Here is a 24,814-nt window from a genome sequence, read left to right as displayed (position 1 = left end):
TAATGTCACCTTATCGTGTGATTGCGCTGTAACAGCAAGGAATACATGGATTGAACGATGGCTTCGGGGGCATCTTCCTGTACCAGATGTCCTGCGTTTTTGACGATCTGTAAAGGTGCATCGCCGAGCCGATGAGCGAGACGTTTACCGACATCAAGTGGTATCCATTCATCCTGTTCGCCCCAGAGAAGATTCACCGGACAATCAAGTTTAGTGAGCAGAGGCTCAATCTCGTCGGTATAGCACTGATCCATCTGGGCTATTTGCCGATAGAAAGCGGCTTGTCCGACTTCGCCTTGCCAAGGCGACATGTAAATGTTCAGCGCTTCTTCCGATAACGACTGGTAGGCCGCACCCCGCAAATAAGCGTTGAGTAAGGCATCGTGAGCGTATTCTGGCAGGCCGGTGAAGGCATCCTGATGTTTTCTGACATGGGCGACAAAGGGCGAGCCCCAGGGAGAAATGGCGACGGCATCAAATAGCGTCAGCGAGGCATAGCGAAGGCCTTGCAGGAAATAACCGCGCAGCGCCGTCGCCCCGCTGAAATCATGGCAAAGTATGTCGGGTCGCATCAGCTTCCATTCTTTCAAGAGTGCGGCCAAGAGTCTGTCTTGCACGCCAAGTGATACCTGCTGTCCAGCGGATTGATATGACTGTCCGTAGCCCACCATGTCGTAGTAATAAATTGTCCACTGGGAAGAGAGTAGGGGCGCGATGCGTCGCCATACCTGAGAGGAAAATGGCGTACCGTGAATTAGCACCAGCGCGGGACCTTGTCCCATGCATCCCCAGGCGACAGGCTGACCGTCGAAAATAATATTATGTTTTAACTCAAGCATGTTATCATCATATTCAATATTAGCTATATGACTATATAATACGAACATGAACATGAGATCAACCCAAATCAAAGTATTAGCCAGTGAACCACGACTGGAAATCCTGCGCTTGCTTAAGCATCCACAGCAATATTTCAGTGGGCAGACGTCAGCCGATCCGCAGGCCTTTGGGGTTTGTATTACGCTGATCGCTGATGCATTGCATATCGCCCAGCCAACCGCCAGCCGTCATGTCGATCTATTGCGGCAGGCGGGATTTATCACGATAAAACGTTATCAGAAATGGACATACTGCCAAAGAAATGAGGCAGCTTTGTCGGACTACATTCAGTGGCTGTCTGAGGAGCTGTGTGGGGAAACCGAATGATGGAGTGTGAGGCTCTGCTGGAGATTTTTCATCGAGTCAGAGCGCGATCTGGAATAATAAAAATCGCTCAAGCCGACAAAAATTTAACTAGTCTGCAAAACGCATGAGGTTCAGCTCAGGATATCGATCTTGAGAGACGTAAACCATAGTCATAGGCGTGCAGGGTCTTTTTAACCGCATTGGTTGACACCTGCCCGAACCGTGGGGATTCGCTAAAATCGCTTTCAACAGTGGCAACGGAGTATTGCCCTTTTTTACTTTATTGATTGAAACGAATGACGATCGAATCTTCTACAATAACGGCTCCTTCTTTCTTATCGTCCGAAAAATAAAAGTCAAAGATAGGCGCAACGATGCCATTTGCTAAACAATAAGTTTTATAGCATTGTAAAAAAGAAATATAGCCCGAACGGCACAATTCGTTTCCGACAAAGCAATTATTTAATTCCGGGTAACTAACATTTATGAAATACCGCCATTTCCTGTTTGACCTTGATGACACGTTATTGGATTTCAAAGCCTCCGAGCGTCTTTCGTTTGCGCGTACGCTGACGAATCTTGGTGTCGATATTGAAAATACGACCCTGTTTGCAGATTACCAGCGTGAGAATTCCCAGCTATGGAGCGAGTTTGAGAAGGGAGAAATCACCAAAGATCTGCTGAAAGTAGAACGCTTCCGTCGCACGTTCTCCCTGCATAGCATCGATATCGATCCCCACAAAGCAAGTAATCTCTATCTGGAATGCCTGCCTGAGACGGTGGTGTTGGTGGATGGGGCGGTTCAGATCTGTGAAGCGCTTGCCGAGATCGGTGAAGTTGGCATTATTACCAATGGCATAGAGTATGTGCAGGCGAAGCGAGTGGCGAACTCGGGTCTTACAGATTGGCTCTCGTTCGTCGCCACCTCTGAGGCTTGCGGATTCGCCAAGCCGGATGCGCGTTTCTTCGAGTTCTCCGCCAGAAAATTCAGCTCGTTCAAAAAAGCCGAGGCGGTCATTGTTGGTGACAGGCTTGATGCCGATATCCTTGGGGCGAACCTGTACGGCATAGACAGTTGCTGGTTCAATGCAGGCGGAGCCGCTAATGATTCGGATATTACGCCAACCTACGAGGCCGCAACGCTACAAGATGTGTTCACGCAGATCAGCGCCAGGTCTTGAGCCTATATCACGCAGCATCGACGACAATCACCACGATTAATTCGCTTTGGGTTGTCGTCGCACTCTGCTTAGCCATTTCCTGAACAAGAAAATCGCTTAAGATAAAATGAATGACTGATATTGGTTATTTAATTAGCTTCAGGTCAGCTTTTCTGTGACGCTTTTGATCATCATAGAAATTTTCATGTGAGCCGAGGCTCAATAAATATATTTCAAGTTTAGCGTCAACCCAGCTATAACTCAGGAGATATTGCTGGTTACTCATATAAAATTTATGTACCCAAAGATAATTCAGATCACCCTTTTTTCGCTCACCAAGCTCAGGTTCATCAATGATAAGTTCAATCTGCTCATCGACGGTTTTCTGTTCTTGTTCTGTCAGAGATGCAAATTTTTTCTCAAAACGGCGTGACTGATATATCTCAAGATTTTTCCCTGTCTCTTCTGCGCACATATTTTGTCATTCTTCCATTGTCGATTTCTGATTTCGCCAGCAGGATTTCGTTGATGAAGGAAAAAGGTAATTCAGGGTTATCCTCAGCAATACGACCAATTTTAGCCCAGTACTCTATTTGCTTTGGCACACTTCGGCTCATTGCCTCAGCATGCACTTTCACCTCTTCAACAAAATCATCATCCAGGCGGATGCTTGTTGCCATATTTCGGTACTCCATAATGTAGTCACCACAGCCTTTTAGTGGTGGTTTCAATGATACGTCACCTTTCGACGCACTACGGATTTCATTTTGCGACAAATTGTCGCAATGCGCAATCTATTTTCTTGCGGTAGCCCGCAACATAGGCATGTCTTGTCTCTGCGACTGTTTTCATGAAATGCACGTCCTCAGTAATCGCAGACCATAAATACCCGATCGAAGCGCTGGGCTGCGAGGTCGGTACGATGAATGATGAAGTTCAGCGTGCCGTCATCCCACTGAAATTGTCCATCCAGACAGACCTGAAACAGCACCAACCAGTCTTGTGCTTCGCCACCTAACTTCTGTGCTGCCTGCAACTCTGGTAATTCATGCTGGCTGAAGCCACAACCGTTGACTCGGGCAATCCCCTGATATTCAGGCAGTGGGGCATCAAGTGGAAAGTTCGATGGCAGCATGTTCTTGTCGATCATCCAGGCGAGTTGCTCTTTATTCGCGTTGCTATCAGGCAACAGATTGAATGCGCCCAGTTGCCGCAACTGCCAGGCGTAATATTGTGCGAAGCCGAGATTGGATAACGCATGGTCGAATGCATCATCGTCCAGCGCCGCCTGCTGTTCCAGACTCAGGCGTGAGCAGAGTATGGAGCCAAGATGGGGGTTTTGACGCAATGCGTAAAAACTGGGTACGGTGATGCTGGCTCTGGGATGCAGTGTAAAAGCGGGTTTTTGCCCGAGCGTCTTCTCATCATTGAAAGCAAGGTCTGCAAAGCGCGTGCCGCTGCACAGACTTGCGACATCCTGCACATAAATCACCTTTCCTCTGGTCGTTAGAGGGCTGCTTCCACATTCCAGAAAGAAGAATAATGAGCCTTCGCGTGGCAGATAATCCTGCAATGGGGCTAAATCTCGGCAGTCTACCTGCGCAATAAATTCCAGCGGTACACGATAGGTCTGTGTGACATCGTCCCAGGGGAAAATGCACACGTCTTTTTCGTCTTCACCTTCTTGCCAGCACTCCTCGTATTCGAGCAGCGTGTCTTTGGCGACACTGACACAAGGGTAAGGGATATCGACAGGCAAATCCGGCAGGCCACCCAGCCGATGATTGCCCAGCGCGCTGTGATCGTCTTCTGCACCATGATAGAAGTCGATGCTACTGCGTAAGGTGCCAGCCACGGCATCGGCGATGGGGATGATGGGGTCAGCCGAGAGCAACGTATTCATGAGGTGCTGTCGCTGTGGAGAATGCTCTGCCAGCAACGGGAGTAGAGCAGGATCTTGGATTATAGGAGGGTAGGCTGGTGTCTCTGCGACGTTAATCTGAACCTCGTTGTCTTGTGCGGTATCCGCCTCTGCTCCCTTCGCTTTTAGGTGGCTGTGCAATGCCGTTTCTGGTGTGGCAGTGACAATTCGCAAGCTGCGCAGCGCGGTTTCTATTGTGATGAAGTGCTCTTGTTGCTGCTCCTGCGGGCAGTATCCCCCAGCGAAAAGGCAAACTGTGTCAGTTAAGCGGATAAACGCGAACAGGTAAGCGAAGCCGTAAACCCCTTCGGCCGTCATTAACAATGCGTTGTAGTTTTCAAGGGCTAGTGTTTTTTCTTCAAGCCAGGTGAGATTTCCATAAATTTTTCCGCAGAAGGTGCGATATCGCTCGGTCTGTCCCGTTTCTGTTTTGTGTAGTAATTCCCTGTCGACCGGATAAATATCCAGCACGACGAGACTGTCGTCAGTGGAATACTGGCCGAGCGCACCCTGTCCGATTTGCTCAACGGAAGTAAAACTCGGGGGGAAATCGATGGATAAAACGTCCGTGTGGATGATTGGCATGACAATCCCTAACGTAGAAAAGAGTATCGCCTCTGATGTGGTTTTTTATGATGCCACATTTGTCTGCTTCAGCAAGAAGACGATGTACTGGCGGTTAATCACTCTGCATCACTCGTAATGCATTTTTGTAACGTTTTGCTTTTTTTTGGTGCGCTAACGCAGTCGGATCGGCGTGTTTACTGGGATTTTAGGGTGTCGGTAAACATGGCATGACCTGTGCTTAGTCTTACATACCATCTTGTGTACAAGATGGATCGATTCAGGAAATCGACCTGATCGGTTTTTTCAGGCTGAGGGTTATTGGCTGTTGTTAGCTCACCGTTGAAGGGGAAACACCATGAAAAATAACAATGACAAGATCGATCGTAAACGCAGGCAGTTAATGCAATGGTCAGCCATTAGCGCGAGTGCATTGACGCTAAGTAGCTTGCTGCCGGGAATGGCTTTTGCTGCCGAAGGTGAAGAAATTCGCATTGGTTACTGGCCGATTGTGGGCGGCTTGCCGTTATATGTGGGGGTTGAGCGGGGCTTTTTCAAAGAGGTTGGGCTGAATGTGCGAGCGGTGAAATTCGCTAGCCCGCAACAGATTGTCGAAGGGATGATCACGGGGCGTATACATGGCTGCGCCAACGGTACGGCCACCGGCGCATTGGGATTAGGCGCGATTACTTCACCCGGCCTGTTCAAGATCATTTGCTCGAATCCTTCTAATCATCAGATGGTATTGGATGAATTTCTGGTGCCGTTAAACAGCGACGTAAAAAGTATCGCAGAGCTGAAAGGCAAACGCATCGCCTGTGGACCGGGTATTCAGAATGTGGTGATGACCAAAATTATTCTGGAGAAAAATGGCTTTACGGCGGATGAGCTGCGTGTGACGGAATTGCCAGTCGGGCAACATGTGGCAGCGCTGGCCGCGGGTCAGATTGACGGGGTTTATACGCTGGAACCGACGGGAACGGTGGGGCGGTTGAAAGGACTGTCGCGTACCTTGGAAACGGGCGTGATCTCACGCTATGTGCTCGGTAATCCCGATGCACCGTGGTTTGGTGGTGCGGCAGCGTTAAATAGCGGTTTTATCGATAGTCGTGCGGCGGATGCAAAACGCTTCACGCAGGCCTATGCCAAATCGGTGCAGTTTATTCAGCAGAACCCAGAGGCTGCCCGCGAGCACATCACGGGTTACACCAGCATTGAGGCCGAACTGAGTAAAGAGGTGCCATTGCCGGGGTTTGTCATGTATGACGAGCTAAAAGGCGACAATCTGGCGTGGTTCCAGAAGTTTTATGACGTGTTCACCGAAAGAAAGATCTTCCGGGAACCGGTGGACGTCAGCAGCCTGATTTATCAGCCTTAAGGGAGGTACTCGATTATGCGTCAGCACTGGACGTCTAAATTATTACCCGCCGTCGGCCCGATTCTGCTGTTTCTTTTTTGGCAGTTGGCGGTCAGCGCGAAATGGCTGAACCCCATTTTATTACCGTCGCCGGTCGATACGTTGAGCTATATGTTCCAGTCCTTCGCGGATGCGAGCATGCGTACGGATATCGGTGCGACGCTATACCGTACACTCGCTGCATTTGGCTTTGCCGCGCTGATTGGCGTGCCGCTCGGCGTTATTTTGGGCAGCAATGAAAAGATTTACCGCAGCCTGGAGTTTCTGATCGACTTCTTCCGTTCTACGCCATCGTCAGCGCTGATCCCGCTATTTTTGCTGATTTTCGGTATCACCGACGCGAATAAAATTGCGATTTCGGCCTTTGCGGCCGTGCTGGTGATTCTGTTCAACAGCGCGTATGGCGTGATGAATGCCAAGAAAACCCGTCTGATGGCGGCGCAGGTCATGGGGATTTCCCGCTGGCATATTTTTAAAGACATCATGCTGCTGGAAAGTCTGGCGCAAACCTTTGTCGGCCTGCGCACCGGCGTGTCGATGGCGCTGGTGATCGTGATTGTCGCGGAGATGTTTATTGGTTCGGAAACGGGGCTAGGGCATCGCATCATCGATGCGCAGCAGGTGTTCAATATTCGGGATATGTACGCCTCTATCCTGATTACGGGCGCACTGGGGTATCTGCTTAACGTATTGTTTTTGGTGGTAGAAAAACGAATTGTTCACTGGAGTGGCAAAGCATGATGACATCTCGTACCGCACAAGTGGAAAAACTGGATACCGCGTTGCCGCCTTATCCAGCACCGAACACCCACGTCACTATTCGCGGCTTGAACAAGTCGTTCGCGGGGCAGCCGCTCTATACCGATCTGAATCTGGATTTACCGCGCGGCAAGATCGTGTCGATTTTCGGGCCGAACGGCTGTGGTAAATCGACGCTGATGAACATGATTGCTGGGCTGATTCCCGTCGATAGCGGCGATATCCTGTTTGACGGTAAAACGTTGGCGGAAACCCGAATTGGCTATGTGTTTCAAAACTATCGTGATGCGCTTTTCCCCTGGATGAGCGCCTGGAAGAATATTGCCTATCCGCTGGTGCGTAGCGGGATGAGCAAACACGATGTGCAGACGCGGATGGATGAACTGATCGCGATGTTTGATATTCGCTTCGATCTCCAGCGTTATCCGTATGAACTTTCCGGCGGACAGCAGCAGACGGTCTGTATCATGCGGGCGCTGGCGACGGGGCCTGAGGTGATGTTTTTGGATGAACCGTTCTCCGCGCTGGATTTCGAAATGACGCTGTTCATCCGCGACAAGCTGCAAGAGGTTCAGTTGGCGACCGGCGTGACGATGGTCATCGTGTCGCATGATTTAGAAGACGCGGTGTTTCTGGCGGATGAAATCTTGCTGTTGACGCGTCGGCCAACGACGGTGTCGGAGATTGTTCCGTTTGATTTAGCGCGTCCACGCGGTGCGGAGGCGATGAGCGATCCTGAGTTTATTCGCGTCAAGGCGCACACGCTGGAGGTGTTCAAACGCGAAATGGCTGCATAAGCCGCCCATCTGCCGTATCTATTTCAGGCTCACCAGGCCGTCGCTGGCTTGGTGAGCCTAATGTTATATTCACTCTTCACCCAGCGAACGTGATACGCGTTCTTTTCTTAATACGCCCTGTATGCCGACAAACAGCACGCCGGTTAACAATAAGGTGACGATGAGACCGTCGTAACCGTAGAACGTAATGGCTGTACCAGAGAACAGCGGCCCGCAGATACTGCCCGCAGACCACACCAGCCCCAGCAGTGAATTCATCACAATTAGCCGCTGACCGGCAAATTTCTGACCCGCCCGAACCAGAGATAGCGTGTAAAGCCCGCCAGCCGCTGCGCCCAGTGCGATACAGACGGGAACCAGAAGTGCAGGGGAGGAGGATGAGAAAGTGATCAATACCAGCATTACACAGAACAGGATGCCGCAGCTGATGTGGGTTTTTATGATGCCGCATTTGTCTGCCAGCCAGCCAATCGGCGTCTGAAAGACGGCATCGCCCAGAAAAATGAGTGTAACCAGCAATATCGCGGATTTTTCGTCTAAGCCTTGTTCCATGCCGTAAAGCGGAAAGAGCGCAAGTATGCTGGCATCGAAGAAGGAGAAGCAGAGCACGCCAGAGGCGATTGCCGGAAGAAAAGGGATAAGATCCCGATAAGACGTCGAGGACTGTTCATCCGCTCGAACCATACTGGCGCAGTTCCTCAGCATGAACGCACACGCGGCGGATAGGCCACAAATCAGCCACAGGGCATAGGTTTGAATATTCTCGCCCGCGGCAATCAGCAGCGGCCCTATCAACTGACATCCGGTGAAAACGGAGGCATACAGCCCTGTCAGCGTCGCTTTGTGTTTGTCTGAAGCCCGGCTGGTAACCCAGGTTTCTCCCAGCACCACCAAAACCCCCGACGCCAGCCCGGTTAACAGGCGGGGTAAAATGAGCGAGACAGGGTGTGACAGCAGGAATGAGGCAACGGTTGAGGCCGCCAGAATAATCAGGCTGCCGGATAACAGATAGCGGACGTGCAGGTGGCGGCTGAGCCACGGCGTAACGAAAGAGGATAGCATCATCCCTGCCGCGGGAAGGGCCGCCAGAATACCGAGCGTCGCTGTGCTGTGCCCGTGCTCGGCCAGCTTCAGGCTGATCAGCGGCAGTGTGTACCCTGTCACCAATCCCACGAGTGAGGCGGCGATAATCATGTTCAGTGTCGTGAAATTGGATTCACGGGAATGTGCTGTCATTGTACTTCCAGTGCGGGTTTAACAAGCATTCTCGACCCCGGAAAGGCCGGTGGACACTTCCTGCATTAGCCAGGTATGAAATCGTATATATTTTTCATCTTGCTCAAGGGGGATGGGCGATAACAGATAATAGGCAGACCCATCCCGCGCAAATCCATACGGTGCATGCAGTTGCTCGTTCGCAATCTCGTCTTGTACCATCAGGAAAGAGGCCATTGCTATGCCTAATCCCGAGACGGCCGCCTGAATACACAGATAAAAGTGCTCATAGTCCGCTCTGGTGCTGCCTTTGAGTGACACGTGTGTCTGCCGTTGCCAGGTTGTCCACGCTTTCGGTCGCGTTCCGGTATACAGCAAACGCATTCCCTCCAGACTGTTTTTGCGCTCGGTTTTGTCACGGCTGACCGGCCCCATCCATTCGTCACACACCTTTACCGCATGCGTTTGCGGTTCCCAGTGAAAATCATCACGCCGCAGTGCGAGGTCAACGCCGCTACGCACAAAATCAATAGGCCCGCCCGCAGCCACCAGATGAAGTTTGATATCCGGATGTGCCTGATTAAACGCCGGCAGCCGTGGAATCAGCCATTTCATGGCAATCGTGGGCTCACATGACAGCGTCAGCACGTCACCCTGTGCACTTTGCTGTAACCGATAAACCGCGCCTTCGAGCTGTTCAAAAACGGACTGCGTGACCGTATGCAAAGAACGTCCTGCTGCGTTTAAAAAGATCGCGCGGTTGCGTCGTTCAAATAATTCAACCCCCAGCGCCTCTTCCAGCAATCTGATCTGCCTGCTGACGGCACCATGCGTGACATGCAGGGACTCGGCGGCTTTAACAAAGCTACCGGTTTGTGCGGCCGCTTCAAAGAAGCGAAAAGAGGCTAACGAAGGAATTTTCATATACACGATGAAATTTGACAGATTTATACCAAGATAAATCGCTTTTTTGCCACATGCAAACGCTGAATAATCAAACTGCCCTCAGACGATAAGAGGCGTAATAGATTAAATAATGGGGAGTTATCGTGGGGTTGGCATCGTTGATAGCCGTATTACGTCAGTCGCCTCTTTATTCCTCCTTTCGCCAGTCTGTCACCTATCTGTGCAAAATCATCGTGAAAAAAGATGGCTTGCTGAACAAGGAAAACGTTAATGAATGAGTTAATTTCTGTCGCGACGATCACCATTTTGGCGGTGATCAGTCCAGGGCCTGATTTTGCTATGGTGACCCGCAACAGTTATGCCTTTGGTTCGCGCGCGGGTTTACTCAGCGCGTTTGGCATTGCCTGCGGCGTTCAGATCCATGTGATGTATACCGTTTTTGGCATCGCGGTGTTGATTGTTAACTCCCCAACGCTATTTATGGCGATGAAGATTCTGGGGGCGTCATACCTGATTTATCTGGGGTACAAATCGTTAACCAATAAGACAAAAATAACATTGGGGGAGGCATCAGGTCATTCGCCGTCATCGCTTGCCGCGTTTCGCATGGGATTTCTCACCAATGCGCTTAACCCGAAAACCATGCTGTTTGTTGTCGCTACCTATACTCAGGTTGTGCAGCCCGGTAGCCCAATAAGCCATAACGTTGGCTACGGGTTATTCATGTCGGTGGCGCACTGGATCTGGTTTAGCATCGTCGCGCTGTTTTTTTCGGCACCGGCCATGCGTCGCCGACTGATCGATCGTCAGCATGTGGTCGATAAAGGTATCGGTGTTGCCCTGATTGCGTTAGGTGCGTCTCTGGCGTTGACCAAGATTGCCTTCTGAGAGAGCGGTGGGTAACCCTCTGTAATAAGCCGATCTTCCGAAAACGATAGCGTGTACATGAAAAATGGAGGATCAGGCAAGAAAACAGTTGGAATGCTATACCTGTTTGCTGGGGGAATGGAGAAAATAGTGTGTTTCTTACACAGTCTATTTTGTTCCGCCGAATCGGTTTCTCAACAGAAAAGGAAATAGCCATGCTTGTACACGCCTATGGAGCCCATGCGGGCGATAAACCTCTTGAACCGTTGCAGATCGTCCGTCGTGCGCCGGGAGCCCACGATGTCCAGATTGAGATTGCGTACTGTGGTATCTGCCACTCGGATCTGCATCAGGTGCGTGCGGAATGGGCCGGAACACAGTTTCCCTGCGTGCCCGGCCATGAAATCGTCGGACGGGTGTCTGCGGTAGGGGCACATGTCTCCGCCTTTAAGGCGGGCGATCTGGTCGGTATCGGCTGCATCGTGGACAGTTGTCGACACTGTGAAGAGTGCGATGACGGCTTAGAAAACTACTGTGATGGTATGGTCGGCACCTATAACGGCCCGACGGCGGATGAGCCCGGCTGGACGCTCGGCGGTTACTCTCAGCAGATTGTTGTGCATGAACGCTATGTGCTGCGTGTGCGTCATTCCGAAGCGGAACTGGCCGCGGTCGCACCGCTGCTGTGCGCAGGGATTACCACTTATTCACCGCTGCGTCACTGGAATGCCGGACCAGGTAAGAAGGTCGGCGTTGTGGGGATCGGCGGGCTTGGCCACATGGGGATCAAACTGGCGCATGCCATGGGTGCCTATGTTGTGGCGTTCACCACGTCTGAATCCAAGCGTGAAGATGCCAAGGCGCTGGGGGCAAACGACGTCGTCGTTTCTCGTAACGCCGAGGAAATGGCGGCGCACGCGGGCAGCTTCGATTTAATCCTGAATACAGTGGCGGCACCGCACGATTTGGATGCGTTTCTGGTGCTGCTGAAGCGCGATGGTGCACTCACGCTGGTCGGTGCGCCTGCGTCACCGCATCCTTCTCCCAACGTGTTTAACCTGATCATGAAACGCCGTACGGTGGCGGGATCGATGATTGGTGGCATTCCTGAAACGCAGGAAATGCTGGATTTCTGTGCCGAGCACGGCATTGTTTCCGATATTGAGCTTATCCGCGCCGACGAAATCAATGAGGCCTACGAGCGGATGCTCAAAGGTGATGTGAAATACCGCTTCGTCATTGATAACGCCACGCTGAACGCCTGATTGGCCTGTGTCCCGCAGCACGGTTTCCCTGTGCTGTGGGGCTGTCATAGCGTGATTTATCACCTCTTCTCTGCGTCATGAGAAAAACCAAACCACCGTAATTTCCTGTCACCAAAGACGCGTGAATGCGGTACTATTCATCGTCATATCTTTATACCAACACGTTGATTTTCCTTCTCTATCACAGCGAAAAGACAGTTTAAAATGGAAATTTATCTTGGTTTAGCTCTGGTTGGTCTGGTGGTTATCTGGGCTATTTTTACCTACAACCGGTTGATATCTCTGCGACGTTTTAAAGATGAAGCCTGGAGCGGTATTGCGGTACAACTGAAACGCCGTCACGATCTGGCTCCCAATCTGCTGACGTTGGTTAAACGTTACGCACAACATGAAAAAGATCTGCTGGAAGCTATTTCCCGTCAGCGTACCAACCAGACTGGCAGTACCCGCCAGATTGCTCAGAATGAACAGGAATACTCAGGGACGCTGGGGCGCTTTTTTGCCTTAGCAGAAGCGTACCCTGACCTGAAAGCCAACCAAAACTTCCTCGCCTTGCAGCAATCGCTCTCTGAAATTGAAGAACAACTTCAGATGTCGCGCCGCTATTTCAATGCCACGGTGCGGGATATGAATATTCAGGTGGAATCCTTCCCCAGTTTGTTAATCGCAAAACTGTTCCAGTTTAAAACCGAAACGTTCTTTGAATTGGATAGTCCCGCAGAGGGCGATGTTCCACGGATGGAGTGATGTAATGACAAGGTTGTGGGATGTGCTGCGCGGTTGCAGTTGGCTGATTTTACTGTGGTGGAGTGCTCTGGTTCAGGCAAACGTGCAGGAACAGGTATTTTACCCAGGTGTCAGCGTGGCGCCTGATGCCCGTTCGTATCAATGGGGAAAGGGCGAACGTATTTTACTGTTTGATTCGCAGGCTCGTTTCCAGACGGATGGCTCCATGCTGGTGGAGGAGTCCATTAAGGTGCAATCGAACGGTGAACAGATTAAACGGGGGATATTTCGTACGCTCCCGTTGGTCTGGAATCGTCAGGACGGCAGTACGTTTCGGTTGGAATATCACATTAAGGCGGTATTGCGTGATGGCGTGCCTGAAAATTACACCTTTGAACAAAAACACGAGCAACTTAAGGTATTGATTGGCAGTGCCGAACGTGTATTGCAACCTGGAATATATGATTACCGTATCCAGTATCAGGTAAGTAACCATTTTAGCCGTTTTCCTGATTGGGATGAGTTGTACTGGAATGTCACGGGCAACGGTTGGAGTTACCCCATTGATAAAGTCCGTTTTCGTCTGTCTTTACCTGAACAAGAGGCGTTTCTAACGCCTGAAGGTAAAGATGCCCGTTTGCGCTCCATTGATGTGTATACCGGTCAGCCCGGTGAAAAAGGGAGTAAAGCCCGAATTTTAGCGGCTGGCAACATTGAAACCATGACACCGCTGGATAGTGGGGAAGGCGTTACGGTTGCTTACACCTGGCCGCGTAGTATCTTGGCTTCCGCGCCAGCACCGAAAGAAAATTCTCTGTTCGGTGATCGGCTTTCGCCCACATTGAAAAGTGCAATACTGTGGTTTCCCCCCTTTCTGATCCTCGCTTACTTTCTGTTTTGGTGGGCTAAGTATATTACCCCCATTCGTTTAACCAAACCCGCTGTTGTGCCGTTGTATAGCGTTCCCGATGGCATGTCGCCCGGTTATGTGCGTTACCTCTGTCAACGAACCTATGACAACGTGGCGTTCTCCAGCGATGTGTTGGATCTGGTGGCTAAGCGTGCCATCGCGCTGACAAAAGTCATCCAGAAGCCGAGAAAAACGCGAAGTGGCACGACGCCAAAGCGGGAAGAACAGTGGCTCACTCGCTTGCCGGAAAGTGAGTCTATGACGTTGACGGCTGAGGATAAAGCGTTCCTCAATACCTTGTTTCCCGGCAAGAGGAAGAAACTGGATATAACCAAAACCAGTATGCGTTCGGTATCGATGCAAAAGGCGCGTAAAGAACGGGAAGCACAGTATAAAAAAATTCACTCGACGCTGTTTTTATCGGTGGCGGGGGCGATGAAAGTGGGTATCGCATTAAGTCTGTTGGTTCCGGTGCTGTACGGGTTGTTTTTCAACCTCTTCATGGCGATAACGACGATTATCGGTATACCGTTCCTGCTGTTCAGTGCCACGCTGTGCCTACAATTATTGAGATATGTACGTCATTTTTCACAGTTAAGGCACAGTGAGAAAAGTAAAGTCACGCTCTTTCTGGTGGTGGTGGGTTTTCTCTTTACGCTACCGTTTGGGCTTGGGATGCTTCGCTTACTGACATCATCCCAACTGCCGACAGACTATCAGGGCGCGTTATCGGCCAGCTTATTGTTGTGTCTGGGGTTTTTCTGCATCGTACCGCGTCATACCAAGAAAGGTCTGGCGGGGATGTCTGTTGCGAAAGGGATGACTCTGTATCTCCGTACCGCAGAAGAGCGTCGTTATGAAACGCTATACCCACCAGATGAACGAGTGACCCACTTTGAACGAATGTTGCCCTATGCGCTGGCATTGGGCGTAGGGGAGACGTGGGCCAACACGTTCGCGCAGTTCTTGAAACACCATCACATGGTGTCTGACGTCTTTTCTAGCACGCAGTGGGATGGCCCTTCCCAGTTCAACAGCGCGTGTAGCTCCTCGTCGAGGACGGTGTCGAGTTCCGGTTCCGGTTCTGGCGGTGGCGGGAGTTCCAGTGGATCGGGTTCTTCCGGTGGCGGCTCGTCGGGTGGCGGCTCCGGCGGCGGCGGTGGAGGCGGGTGGTAAACCTCATCAAGACTGTTCTTTGGCAGCATTTCATCTGCGATAAATAATAAGGAAAAATAGAAAAATGACGGATAGGCATTCAAACGAAACCGGGGTATCACCACAACACGAACTGCACATGCGGGATGAAGCGCTTACGGCAATCAATAAATGGTTTGACGCGCAGGAACAAAGAACCGGACTCGATGAGATTATCTCGCGAACCACGCTGCAAGCAGGCATCCATAACAATCTGATACTGGATTATGCGCCGGGGCGTACGTCGATATCCACAGAAGCGAAGCCGGATGCCGATGGGCTGTCGCCCGGTAGCCGAACAGGGGCGCTGAGTGTGGCGCAGATACAGAAAGATCTCGTTCCTGTGCTGACTCAGGCTATCGCGCAGCGCGTTGAAAAACTGGCAGATACGGCGCTGATTGACTATCGCTTTTGCTTTCGTGCTGTATTTCCGGCTACCGAAGGCCGCCTGCTGATTACGCTGTTTACGTTCACCAATGAGGTGAAGAAACAGCGGCTACTTGAGTCTATTCACGCTTATATCGATCGGCACCTTACCCATGGCAGTGCGCCGACGGAGTCGCTGCAAACGTTCTTTCTGGCTCGTCACCTGCTTGATGTACAGCTTTTTCCTTCGCAGGATATTCACTGGATCATGACGCAGTTTGAATACATTCAGCAGCGAAACGCTGGGCATGCGGAATTATCAGAGCATCGGCGCACGATTATCGTTGCCTTAAAAAGGTGGGTAGAGCAGCAATTTCTGTTGCGGTATTGCGATGAATCCCAGCCTAAACAGTCCTTTCAACCGACAATCTATACTCTTAAACCCGGCATTAGTTTGGATTGGCAGGATGCACAAACGCTTCACCCCGTTGAACTCGTGCTCTATACCGCCATCATGATCCTGCGTTATGAGCCTTCCTACAGTAAGTCCCAGGCGCTGGAATATCTGGATATCGCGAAGCAGTTGGGCTACTCGCGTGCAATCAGCATGATGGAAGAGGGAAGCGGTACGTTTGAGCAACAGCAGATTAACCTGAAGAATGACTGGGTGGAATGCGTGGCGAATGATGTGTTTTCTACCATCACGATTCGTATTCGTAAGGAAAGTGCAGAAGCGTATGAACAGGCGCTGCTTTTCATTACACGCTTACTGACGCTCGGCTTCCCAAAGAGCTACAAGATCGTCCTGAAATCGTCGGCGCGGCAGTACCTTCCCATCAAAGGGTTGGCAAAATCGGATACCCACCGTTTTTTTGCTAATGCATTGCAATATGCATCGAACTATCCACTTCTTGAGGATTATGCGCGTGCTGCGATTGAGACATTCGAATGGTACGCCGATTCGGAAGGCGAAAAATGCTGTATGCCGGGAAGCTATGCGGTATTTGGATTGGGTCTGACCGATGAAGGGTATTTCCCGCTCGTAAAAGCGTACATGGAAAGCGTGGATGATGAACATCAATCGCTACAGGATGCCTTCATTCGGGCGTTTTTCGATAAGCATGGCGTGACGACGCAGAATGTAGCGACGCTGGTCGCCTGCTTGAGCCACGCGACGGAAGGGCTCAAGCTGAATATGTTGCCTGCGCTAGAGGATGACGTGCTGTTCGAGCAACTGGTTGATGCGGTGCGGATGCGAGAACCCGCCGTGATAGAACATATTTTGTACCTCATCTGGGGCAATGCCAAGAAGCTCGCGGCGTTGGTGAAAAAATCGGAAGCGAAGCGTGGCGCGTTATTGACGTCACTCATTCAGGCTTCTGCCGAATCCTAATCGTTATGACGACAATAATTAGGGTGAGGCCGAAGGTGGCTCACCCTATTAAGGAACGTGCTTATGACCGCTATTCTGCTGCTGGACTCGCGTGCTGATGAGATCGGCTCTGTCTTACACCATGCTGCGCCGGAGCTCGAACTGGTGCTGTCAAACGGTACGGCAGAGCAGGCCGTGAGTTGCCCAATTTGGCTGGGTGAACCTGATACCGCCGCTGCATTGCTAGCCCTGGGAGCTAAACCACAGTGGCTACAGTCTACCTGGGCAGGGTTCAAGCCGCTGTTGGCCGATGGGCTACCGCGTGATTACCGCTTAAGCCGCGCCGTTGGCGTGTTTGGTCAGCCGATAGCCGAATATGTGATTGCCTATATGCTCAGACATGAACTGCATCTGGGGCAACGGCAAATCAGTCAGGAAGAACGACGCTGGGATCACCGCTTACCGGGATCGCTGGCGGATAAAAAAGTACTGATTGTCGGTGCGGGAGAGATAGGCTGTGAGGTCGCTGGCTTTTTACGTCCTTTTGGCGTTGAGCTACACGGTATCGTCAGTACGCCAAGACAGCGGCCTGATTTTAAACGGATCATGAGTTTAGCAGAACTGCCTGCTGCGGTGCCGGAGGCCGATTATGTTATCAATCTTCTACCTGACACCTCCGCAACCACCGATATCTATGATGCCAATCTGTTTGCCGCCATGAAGCCTTCGGCGCTGTTTATCAATGTCGGGCGCGGTAGTGCCGTGGTGGATGATGATTTGCGGGCAGCGCTATATGGTGCGCAAATTGCGGGAGCGGTGCTGGATGTATTCAGACAAGAACCGTTACCGTACAGCCATCCGTTCTGGAAAACGCCGAACCTGACGTTGACGGCACATATTGCCGGGCCGATGGTGCCGGGGCTGATGGGGCGATTATTCCTGGAAAATCTTGCTCGTTTTTCTGCTGATAACGCGCTGCGTGGTGAGGTAGATTTTCGTCGCGAGTATTAAATAATTATTTAGAAAATTATTAATGAGTAAATTAATTATATTGGTAATTAATTTACTCACTTAAATGATGTCATTTTAAATATTTTTGTAAGATTTTATTGAGATTATTCGGCATGTCGGTGTAATACTACCTCCGCTTAGCATTCAGCATTTGTTAATTATTAAATAATAACTCTGCGTTCTATTTGAGAATACTCAAAGATAAGGAAATATTGGGATGAAATACCATCGTTTAAATGTATATCTTGCGGTTGCCGGATTGGCATTCTGCATGGGGTCGGCGATTGCGGAAACCAGCGTTTCTGTCGAAGTGAAGGATATTGGGAAACTGCAAAAGAAAGGCACGGTTTCTGTATTTGATGCCCCCAAGAGTATACAGGCGCATGCTGCAAGTAATTATAAATTTCACAAAGCTGAAAATGAGGGGGTTGTCGTTATTGCTCCCAATGCATCAACAGCACAGACTGATACAAAAAACGCACAAAAAAAGTCGTTATCAAGTAGCCAGGCTCTGGCGAGTGACAGCGCATTCACCCCGCTGTGTCCGACTCTTGCCATAAACTCAATTTATACGCTGGACGGTCTGCAAAGTGGGGGAAGCGCCTGTTATCACTTTGAAATCACTCAGCGTTCTAAAACCACCGCTTTCGTTGTAGGGATGAGTCCTGAAACCGATATTGCTCTGAGTTTGATGCGCGACGATGGCCAGAATAATGTGACGGCAATTAATTATTCAAATCAAGCAGGGAATGCTGATGAGGCGACGTTGGATTTAACGCCACCGGGGCACTATTACTGGTTTATGGAAGCCAATACGGCAGATGGTTCCGCTTTTAATTTTGGGGCTATTGTTAATGCAAATGTTGATGACTATGAACTGAATGATATTCCCTCTCTGGCCACCCCGATGTCCGACAGCCTGAGAGAAATTGAAGGCAACTCTGATAGCGATTCTGATGCGGATTATTACGTATTTACCGCCACGCGCGGCCAGCATGTTTTACTGCGTCTGGATGGATTGACAAGCGGAACAAATAATAACTGGTTATTGGCATCTTCTATTGATGGCGGTAATACCTGGACAACCCGTAACACCGGGCAGGAGATTAGCATCATTCCATCTCAAGCGAATGAAAAAGTCTTGGTGAGAGTGCTGCCTAATCCATCAAGATTACCGACAGTGTCTCAGAAATATAAACTAACGCTAGGCTCGAAAATTGCTAAATTTAGCCATTCGCTTTCGGGAGAAAGTAACGTTCTGCGTATCCCAAGCTCTGCACCGACGGCTTATGGTTTTATGACCACGCAAGCCTACCGGGATATTACCTGGAACGTTCGTATTACTGATTCAACCGGTGCGGGTATTCCAAATATCGTTGCGATTCTTTTGCTCGATCAGCGAGAAAGTAATGGTCAGTTAGAGTTTAATGCTGCCAACGCTCACGGAATAATCACTGATGCAAACGGGAATGCTTCTGGGGCCGTGAAATTGGATGCCTGTAATGCCGATCACACGACACAGTTCCAGGACTACGATATGGGCTATATCAATACGTGGAAAACGACCTATGATATGGGGGCGTGGATTATTGATGTCCCAGCTCAGGACGGTATCGGTGTGGGTAGTGCGGGGACTTACGTCACATTTGGGCACATCTGCAAGCAAACCTTGTTGAAAAGCGTAAAATCCTGATACGCAGAAGCTCATGAAATAGCAGGCCGCCTTAACCTTGGGCGGCCTTGTTGTTGTAAGGGCTCTCATGGCCTGCTACTGCGCATAGCGGGTTGCAACTGGACGGTAAGGTTTTCAGTGAAAAGGGCTTGCCACGTTAAGTTGATTGGTACATAATGCTGACCGTTGAATCAGTTCGTGAGTAAATAGTGATTAAATTCATTATGTTACGTGTGATCTAACAGGGTTTAATCAGTCTGATTTCAGTACGGTTTGCTTTTTACTGAAAGTAAAAGATAATAAATCCGATTCTCTGCGGGAATAGCTCAGTTGGTAGAGCACGACCTTGCCAAGGTCGGGGTCGCGAGTTCGAGTCTCGTTTCCCGCTCCAAAATTCTTCATCATTCTTGTTACTCTCTTCTCTAGCCTGATTTCAGGTTTTATCGCTGTTTTGTTCTTCATCCATCTTTCTTAAGCCTCGATGTTTCTCACCACGAAACAAAACTCCTGCTATATCACCACTAATGTTCAGAAGCCTCTTCGCTAACACGTGGCGGTTATCACATTAAAACGATGAAAGTCTTTGGTTGTTGTGGCCGTTAAGTCTTTAAGCCGCTTTTCCTAAAGCATAAACAGTAGGATAATTCGGCAACGGTGATAGCTTTTGGGGATCAGCAAAGAGGCAAGGATGTCTAATGAAAGAGTAATGGATCTGATCTGTTTACAAGATCTCTCTCACACCTATAGTACCGGGGCTTCTTCTCAAGCGGTGCTGCACAATATTTCACTGTCCATTCCTGCCGGGCAAAGCTGCGCTATCGTGGGCGCATCGGGCTCTGGCAAAAGTACCTTGCTCAATATCATCGGCTTACTCGATCAGCCGGTGTCGGGACGTTTACTGCTTGCTGGGCAAGATATGTCTCAGGCGAGTGCTGATGAACGTGCGATCGTGCGTAATCAAGTTATTGGTTTCGTCTTCCAGAGTTTTAATTTACTGCCGCGCCTGGATGCATTGGATAACGTTGCGTTGCCCTTGCTCTATCGTGGCGTCTCGCGTCAGGCCGCTCGGCAAGCCGCGCAGCTACAGCTGGCGCGTGTTGGCCTTGCCGAACGAACTCATCATCGGCCAGCGGATTTATCTGGCGGTCAACGTCAGCGGGTGGCAATTGCGCGTGCGCTGGTTGGTGAGCCTGCGCTTCTGCTTGCGGATGAACCGACCGGCAACCTCGATAGCCAAACGGCTGATGACATCATCGCGCTCTTGCTGGCATTGAACCGCGAACAGGGAACGACGCTCGTGATGGTGACACATGACGAAGGCATGGCTGGCCGTATGGCTCGGCGAATTCAAGTGCAAGATGGTCGGATTCATGAGGTACATCATGTCTGACCCTCGTTTAGGGATGGAAGCGCGGCAATGCCACTATGGCCCTTCGTTGCAACAGCGTCTGCTTGAGCCGTTGAACAGCCTTATTCTGCTGGGACGACGTGCTATTTTGGCTCTTCTTGGGATTGCGGTGGGCTGTGGTTCCGTTGTCGCGTTGCTTAACGTTGGCCACAACGCGGAAGCCGAGGCGATGGGGGTTTTCAGGGGAATGGGCAGCGATCTACTGGTTGCCACCGTTCAGAATCGGGTAGGAAGTCATGCTACCGTTTCGGCACCTGCTGACCTGGATATCCCTGCTTTGCGACAGAATTTGCCTGATATTAAGGCGGCAACCGCGTTAATTGTCACGTCCACCGAGGCGCGACTGCATGGTCGTTCATTTAGCACGATGGTGGTGGGAAGCCGGGCTGAATTGTTGGATGTTTTAGGATTGAGGCTAACGCAGGGTCGCTATCTGAGTGATTTCGATGAGCAAAGTACCTACATCGTACTGGGGGCGAATGTTGCGGCGCAATGGGCATCTCAGGGAAGTGCTGCTGCTTTAGGCGAACGCGTGCAGGTTGGCGGATATTTGTTTGAGATTGTAGGCATTCTACAGTCACAGGGGCACAACCCCTTGGTTCCCGTCTCGATTGACGACTCTATTCTTATGCCTATCTCAGGCATGCGACGTGTAATGCCTACCCCGCAGATCGTCAGTGTGATTGCACGTAACAGTAGCAGCGACACGCTGATGCAAACTGGTTCACAGTTAAAGGATTATTTGTCTGCTCTGATGCCGAAGTTTGATATCGACGTGCAAATCCCACAGCAGTTGTTGGAGGGGATGGCGCAGCAGTCCCGAATGTTTTCATGGCTGCTGGCGGGACTGGGAGGCATTTCCCTTCTGGTGGGCGGGGTCGGGGTGATGAACGTCATGGTGATGAATGTGTCCGAACGACGTCGTGAAATTGGAGTTCGCATGGCGCTGGGTGCGCGTCCACGCGATATTGCGGGGCTATTTCTACTGGAAGCCGTTGTGCTGTCTGCTTGTGGTGCTCTGATTGGGGCGGTGTGTGGCGTTGTGGCAGCGTGGCTGTTTGTCTTTTTTTCAGACTGGTCAGCTTTTTCACTCTCGGCATTGTCACTTCCCCTCGGTATTGGCAGTTCGTTAGCTATTGGCCTGTTCTTCGGGCTTAATCCTGCGATGACCGCGGCGCGGCTTGAACCTGTACAGGCGCTACGCGATGCGTAAATCTATCCTGTGTTTACTGATTTTGTTTTCTGCCCATCAAGGGTATGCGGAAATATCGTTGAACCCTTCTCAGGCGACGCGACAGGGGCAGCCGACAATTAGCACATCGCTGAATGCGCAGACTATCGATCTCACGTTAAGCGATGCCATTTATCTTGGGCTACGTGATAACCGTTCGATCCGTAGCGCCTATCTGGATCGTATCGCGCAGAAATTTGATCTTCGCGTTGCAGAAGATCGCTTTACGCCTAAGCTGTCGCTGACGGGCAGCTACCTTTCTAACCGTAATCAAAATGATCGTTATCGGCAGGGGAATTTAACGCCGACATCAACACTACTCACGCCTTATGGCACGCGTTTTAGCCTCGGCTGGACTTACCGCCATACGCAGGCTGATAGCGCGGGGTTGTCACGTAACGATGGTGCCAATATCACCGTGATTCAACCTTTACTTCGCGGTGCTGGTAAAGATGTCACTACCGCGCCAGTTCATATTGCTCAGTTGACTGAGCAGTTAAATCGTCTGACGCTGAAATCCACCGTTTCGCAGACGATTACGCAAATTATCGCCGCTTACCGGGAACTGTTGCGCTCACAGGAACAACTGCAAATTGCGCGTGATGCGCTGACGCGTGCGCGGCAACTCGTCGAGGTCAACCGTGCGATGATTGCCGCAGGACGCATGGCCGAATTTGAAATTGTGCAAACCGAAGCTGAAGTTGCCACGCAAGAGCTGGCGCATGAAGAAGCCAGAAACCAGCTGGATACCGCACGTCTTGCGCTGCTGCAACTGCTGGCGCTGGATTTAAATACGCTGATTGTGGCAACGGAATCCATGCAGGCACAGCGTGTTGATGTCAACGCCGCTCAGGCGTTGAAACAGGCGGAAGCCTCCCGACCCGCTTATCTCGCACAGATCATTGCTAATGAGCAGGCGGCGCTCGGTTTAGCGGTTGCACGCAACGATCGCCTGTGGGATGTCTCGCTGATTGGAGGGGCGAGTCAGGTGCGTGACCGTGCAGCGCAGAGTAGCACCTCGCGTACCTGGGAGAATTATGTTGGCGTTCAGGTCGAGATCCCGATCGGCGATCTGAGCACTCGTCAGGCAGAGATACAGGCGCGAGTCAACGTGCGCAATCAGCATATTCAATTGGATGAGGTCAGACAGCAGCTTGAGCGCGATGTCGCCAATGCGGTGCGTGATATCGGTACACGCTGGCGGCAGTTTGAGATTTCCCAACGTGCGCGTGATTTATCGCGCCGTAAGCTGGAAATTGAACGAGAAAAGCTCACGGTTGGGCGTTCCAGTAACTTTCAGGTGCTGAGTTTCGAGAACGATTTACGCAACGCTGAAAATGCCCGTCTCAATGCATTGATCAGCTACCTCAATGCGCAGGCGGAACTGGATGAAACGCTGGGTACTACATTACAAAGCTGGGATATCGCACTCAATGACTAGGCATCACTTTTTGTCCCGACTGCATCGGCGTTACCTCATTGTATTACCGCTGATCGCGGCGCTGGGCGTGCTTATTTGGGCGCAGGCAGGGCATACGGATGAATGGGGGAATGCTTCTCAGGGACAATGGTTACCTGTTCAGCCCCAATTACTGGAGAATCAATTAGGGCTGGTTGGGCGAATCCAGGCTGCGACGCAGGCCACACTGGCGGCTCCTTTTGAAGGCATTATCCGCGAAGTACTCGTGCGGGAAGGGCAACGAGTCGAACAAGGGCAAACGTTACTGATACTGGATCCTGGGCAAATCGAGATTCAGTTACGTCAGGCACAGGCCGACGTGCTCAAGACACAGCGTGAGGTGCAATCGCTCAAGCGGTGGGAGCAAAGTACTGAGGTATCGCGTGCAAGGCGTGCGGTAAGTTCAGCCCAGTCAACGTTTAGTAATACGCAAGCCAATCTTCGGGACACGCAGGCGCTGTTCGAACGTGGCATCGTCGCGCGCATGGAAGTTGATACGCTAAAGCAGCAAATTCGCTCGCAGGAGCAGGATGTGATCGCTGCGCAAGAGGACCTGAGAACGGTGCTGGCGCGTGGAAACGGTGAAGATCGCAAGATTGCAGAGATGGAATTGACTAACGCACAGGTTCGCTATCAGACGCTAGTTGCTCAGGTTGAGCGGCAGGCGGTTAAAGCGCCGTTTAGCGGTTTTGTGGTGCGCCCGGCGACGCCTGATAACGGCAAACCGGTGGTCATTCAACCCGGCTTGCTGGTCAGTCAGGGTGCGCCGCTGTTTGATGTCATTGCTCAGGATCGTTTTCAGGTGGCGACTCGAGTCGAAGAGACAGATCTGCATCAGTTGAAAGAGGGGATGCTGGTTAACGTGAGTGGGGATGGTTTTGCCGGACAAATACTCACAGGCAAGGTGGCCTCGATTGACATGCAGGCCAATGCTGCTGATATATCTGGCAGCGGTGCTTACTATGATGTGGTGGTGTCTCTTGATACGCCGTTGTCGGATTTAAGGCAAAACATTCGGCTGGGGATGAGTGCGCGGCTAGCCATTATTGTCTATCGTAACGAACAGGGCATCGCCGTGCCTGCGCAGGCGGTACAGACCGATGAGAAGGGGCGTACTTATGTGGTTTATCGTCCAACTGCTGATGCACCGTCAACGAAAATCAACGTGTTGTTAGGGAAATCCGTGGCACAGGGTATTGAAATCAATGGTGTCGGGGCTGGTGAGGTGCTGATTCCTTGAGCATCAGCTAAAGCACATGACCTTGCACCAGAAACGGTAATGATGAGTATGTCGGCCTCTATTCTTTAAGTCATAAGTGGGTGTTCAGGAAACAAGCGCGTGTTTGCTATCACTTTGCTTTCCCCTGAACAACCACCTCGACGATTGACGATTATGGGGCTATTTATTT

22 protein-coding genes and 1 tRNA gene are annotated in these 24,814 nt (G+C 50.9%); 17 read left to right on the top strand and 6 right to left on the bottom strand.

The genetic code is table 11. The features are described 5' to 3' along the window. Positions 1-5 precede the first annotated feature (5 nt). The gene (locus KKH3_RS17310) at positions 6-839 is read right to left on the bottom strand and encodes an alpha/beta fold hydrolase (RefSeq protein WP_039362581.1); all 834 of its coding nucleotides are present in this window, start codon (positions 837-839) and stop codon (positions 6-8) included. A 52-nt stretch (positions 840-891) separates the two neighbouring features. Here KKH3_RS17310 and KKH3_RS17305 point away from each other — a divergent pair, with 52 nt between their 5' ends. Both KKH3_RS17305 and KKH3_RS17300 read left to right on the top strand, forming a co-directional pair. Next, positions 892-1,206 (top strand): ArsR/SmtB family transcription factor, encoded by a 315-nt coding sequence (locus KKH3_RS17305; protein WP_039361880.1) that lies wholly within the window; start codon positions 892-894, stop codon positions 1,204-1,206. 464 nt (positions 1,207-1,670) lie between these two features. Further along, positions 1,671-2,366, top strand: a complete 696-nt coding sequence (locus KKH3_RS17300; protein WP_039361877.1) for a YjjG family noncanonical pyrimidine nucleotidase — start codon at positions 1,671-1,673, stop codon at positions 2,364-2,366. Between the two features lie 124 nt (positions 2,367-2,490). On the opposite strand, the gene KKH3_RS17295 is transcribed toward KKH3_RS17300, so the two are convergent. From KKH3_RS17295 to KKH3_RS17285, 3 genes are all read right to left on the bottom strand, one after another. Then, positions 2,491-2,820: a type II toxin-antitoxin system RelE/ParE family toxin gene (locus tag KKH3_RS17295; RefSeq protein ID WP_039361875.1), complete on the bottom strand. Its 330-nt coding sequence runs from the start codon at positions 2,818-2,820 to the stop codon at positions 2,491-2,493. Next, positions 2,789-3,025: a TA system antitoxin ParD family protein gene (locus tag KKH3_RS17290; protein ID WP_039317656.1), complete on the bottom strand. Its 237-nt coding sequence runs from the start codon at positions 3,023-3,025 to the stop codon at positions 2,789-2,791. Before KKH3_RS17290 ends, KKH3_RS17295 begins: the two co-directional genes overlap by 32 nt. Before the next feature lie 185 nt (positions 3,026-3,210). Beyond that, positions 3,211-4,851: a DUF1963 domain-containing protein gene (locus KKH3_RS17285; RefSeq protein ID WP_039361872.1), complete on the bottom strand. Its 1,641-nt coding sequence runs from the start codon at positions 4,849-4,851 to the stop codon at positions 3,211-3,213. Positions 4,852-5,188: 337 nt separating this feature from the next. Between KKH3_RS17285 and KKH3_RS17280 the strand changes: the two genes are divergently transcribed. The 3 genes from KKH3_RS17280 to KKH3_RS17270 are packed head-to-tail and all read left to right on the top strand — an operon-like array spanning position 5,189 to position 7,803. After that, entirely contained in the window at positions 5,189-6,208 is a 1,020-nt protein-coding gene (locus KKH3_RS17280; protein ID WP_039361870.1) for an ABC transporter substrate-binding protein, read from the top strand. A gap of 15 nt (positions 6,209-6,223) precedes the next feature. Further along, a complete protein-coding gene (locus KKH3_RS17275; protein WP_039361867.1) occupies positions 6,224-6,988 on the top strand; it encodes an ABC transporter permease in 765 nt (254 codons plus the stop codon). Further along, positions 6,985-7,803 (top strand): ABC transporter ATP-binding protein, encoded by an 819-nt coding sequence (locus tag KKH3_RS17270; RefSeq protein WP_039361864.1) that lies wholly within the window; start codon positions 6,985-6,987, stop codon positions 7,801-7,803. Before KKH3_RS17275 ends, KKH3_RS17270 begins: the two co-directional genes overlap by 4 nt. A gap of 69 nt (positions 7,804-7,872) precedes the next feature. Here the strand turns inward: KKH3_RS17270 and KKH3_RS17265 are convergent, their stop codons facing one another. Both KKH3_RS17265 and KKH3_RS17260 read right to left on the bottom strand, forming a co-directional pair. Further along, positions 7,873-9,039 carry an MFS transporter gene (locus KKH3_RS17265; RefSeq protein ID WP_039361861.1) on the bottom strand — a complete coding sequence of 389 codons (1,167 nt, stop codon included), beginning with the start codon at positions 9,037-9,039 and terminating at the stop codon, positions 7,873-7,875. 18 nt (positions 9,040-9,057) lie between these two features. Further along, on the bottom strand, positions 9,058-9,942 hold the full coding sequence (locus KKH3_RS17260) for a LysR substrate-binding domain-containing protein (protein ID WP_039361858.1): 885 nt from the start codon (positions 9,940-9,942) through the stop codon (positions 9,058-9,060). 252 nt (positions 9,943-10,194) lie between these two features. Here KKH3_RS17260 and KKH3_RS17255 point away from each other — a divergent pair, with 252 nt between their 5' ends. The 12 genes from KKH3_RS17255 (at position 10,195) to KKH3_RS17200 (ending at position 24,645) form a co-directional block, all read left to right on the top strand. Continuing rightward, positions 10,195-10,812 (top strand): LysE family translocator, encoded by a 618-nt coding sequence (locus KKH3_RS17255; protein ID WP_039361854.1) that lies wholly within the window; start codon positions 10,195-10,197, stop codon positions 10,810-10,812. Between the two features lie 194 nt (positions 10,813-11,006). Continuing rightward, entirely contained in the window at positions 11,007-12,056 is a 1,050-nt protein-coding gene (locus tag KKH3_RS17250; protein WP_039361852.1) for an NAD(P)-dependent alcohol dehydrogenase, read from the top strand. 204 nt (positions 12,057-12,260) lie between these two features. Further along, positions 12,261-12,803: a LemA family protein gene (locus KKH3_RS17245; protein ID WP_039361849.1), complete on the top strand. Its 543-nt coding sequence runs from the start codon at positions 12,261-12,263 to the stop codon at positions 12,801-12,803. Between the two features lie 4 nt (positions 12,804-12,807). Beyond that, positions 12,808-14,868, top strand: coding sequence for a DUF2207 domain-containing protein (locus KKH3_RS17240; protein WP_039361846.1), 2,061 nt, complete (start codon positions 12,808-12,810; stop codon positions 14,866-14,868). A 64-nt stretch (positions 14,869-14,932) separates the two neighbouring features. Further along, positions 14,933-16,645, top strand: coding sequence for a DUF6138 family protein (locus tag KKH3_RS17235; protein ID WP_039361843.1), 1,713 nt, complete (start codon positions 14,933-14,935; stop codon positions 16,643-16,645). Positions 16,646-16,708: 63 nt separating this feature from the next. Further along, positions 16,709-17,635 (top strand): D-2-hydroxyacid dehydrogenase, encoded by a 927-nt coding sequence (locus KKH3_RS17230; RefSeq protein ID WP_039361841.1) that lies wholly within the window; start codon positions 16,709-16,711, stop codon positions 17,633-17,635. Between the two features lie 217 nt (positions 17,636-17,852). Beyond that, on the top strand, positions 17,853-19,328 hold the full coding sequence (locus KKH3_RS17225; protein ID WP_039361838.1) for a hypothetical protein: 1,476 nt from the start codon (positions 17,853-17,855) through the stop codon (positions 19,326-19,328). Between the two features lie 294 nt (positions 19,329-19,622). Further along, positions 19,623-19,698: transfer RNA gene (locus KKH3_RS17220), tRNA-Gly, on the top strand. Between the two features lie 297 nt (positions 19,699-19,995). Further along, the gene (locus KKH3_RS17215; protein WP_039361835.1) at positions 19,996-20,697 is read left to right on the top strand and encodes an ABC transporter ATP-binding protein; all 702 of its coding nucleotides are present in this window, start codon (positions 19,996-19,998) and stop codon (positions 20,695-20,697) included. Continuing rightward, positions 20,690-21,928 (top strand): ABC transporter permease, encoded by a 1,239-nt coding sequence (locus tag KKH3_RS17210; RefSeq protein WP_039361833.1) that lies wholly within the window; start codon positions 20,690-20,692, stop codon positions 21,926-21,928. Before KKH3_RS17215 ends, KKH3_RS17210 begins: the two co-directional genes overlap by 8 nt. Beyond that, positions 21,921-23,387 carry a TolC family protein gene (locus KKH3_RS17205; protein ID WP_039361829.1) on the top strand — a complete coding sequence of 489 codons (1,467 nt, stop codon included), beginning with the start codon at positions 21,921-21,923 and terminating at the stop codon, positions 23,385-23,387. The genes KKH3_RS17210 and KKH3_RS17205 overlap by 8 nt, the downstream gene beginning before the upstream one ends. Beyond that, entirely contained in the window at positions 23,380-24,645 is a 1,266-nt protein-coding gene (locus KKH3_RS17200) for an HlyD family secretion protein (RefSeq protein WP_039361826.1), read from the top strand. The genes KKH3_RS17205 and KKH3_RS17200 overlap by 8 nt, the downstream gene beginning before the upstream one ends. The last annotated feature ends 169 nt before the right edge of the window (positions 24,646-24,814 follow it).

Origin of the sequence: Pectobacterium actinidiae (assembly GCF_000803315.1) — a bacterium.
Taxonomy (GTDB): Bacteria; Pseudomonadota; Gammaproteobacteria; order Enterobacterales; family Enterobacteriaceae; genus Pectobacterium; species Pectobacterium actinidiae.
This window is presented reverse-complemented; position numbering and strand designations above follow the sequence as displayed.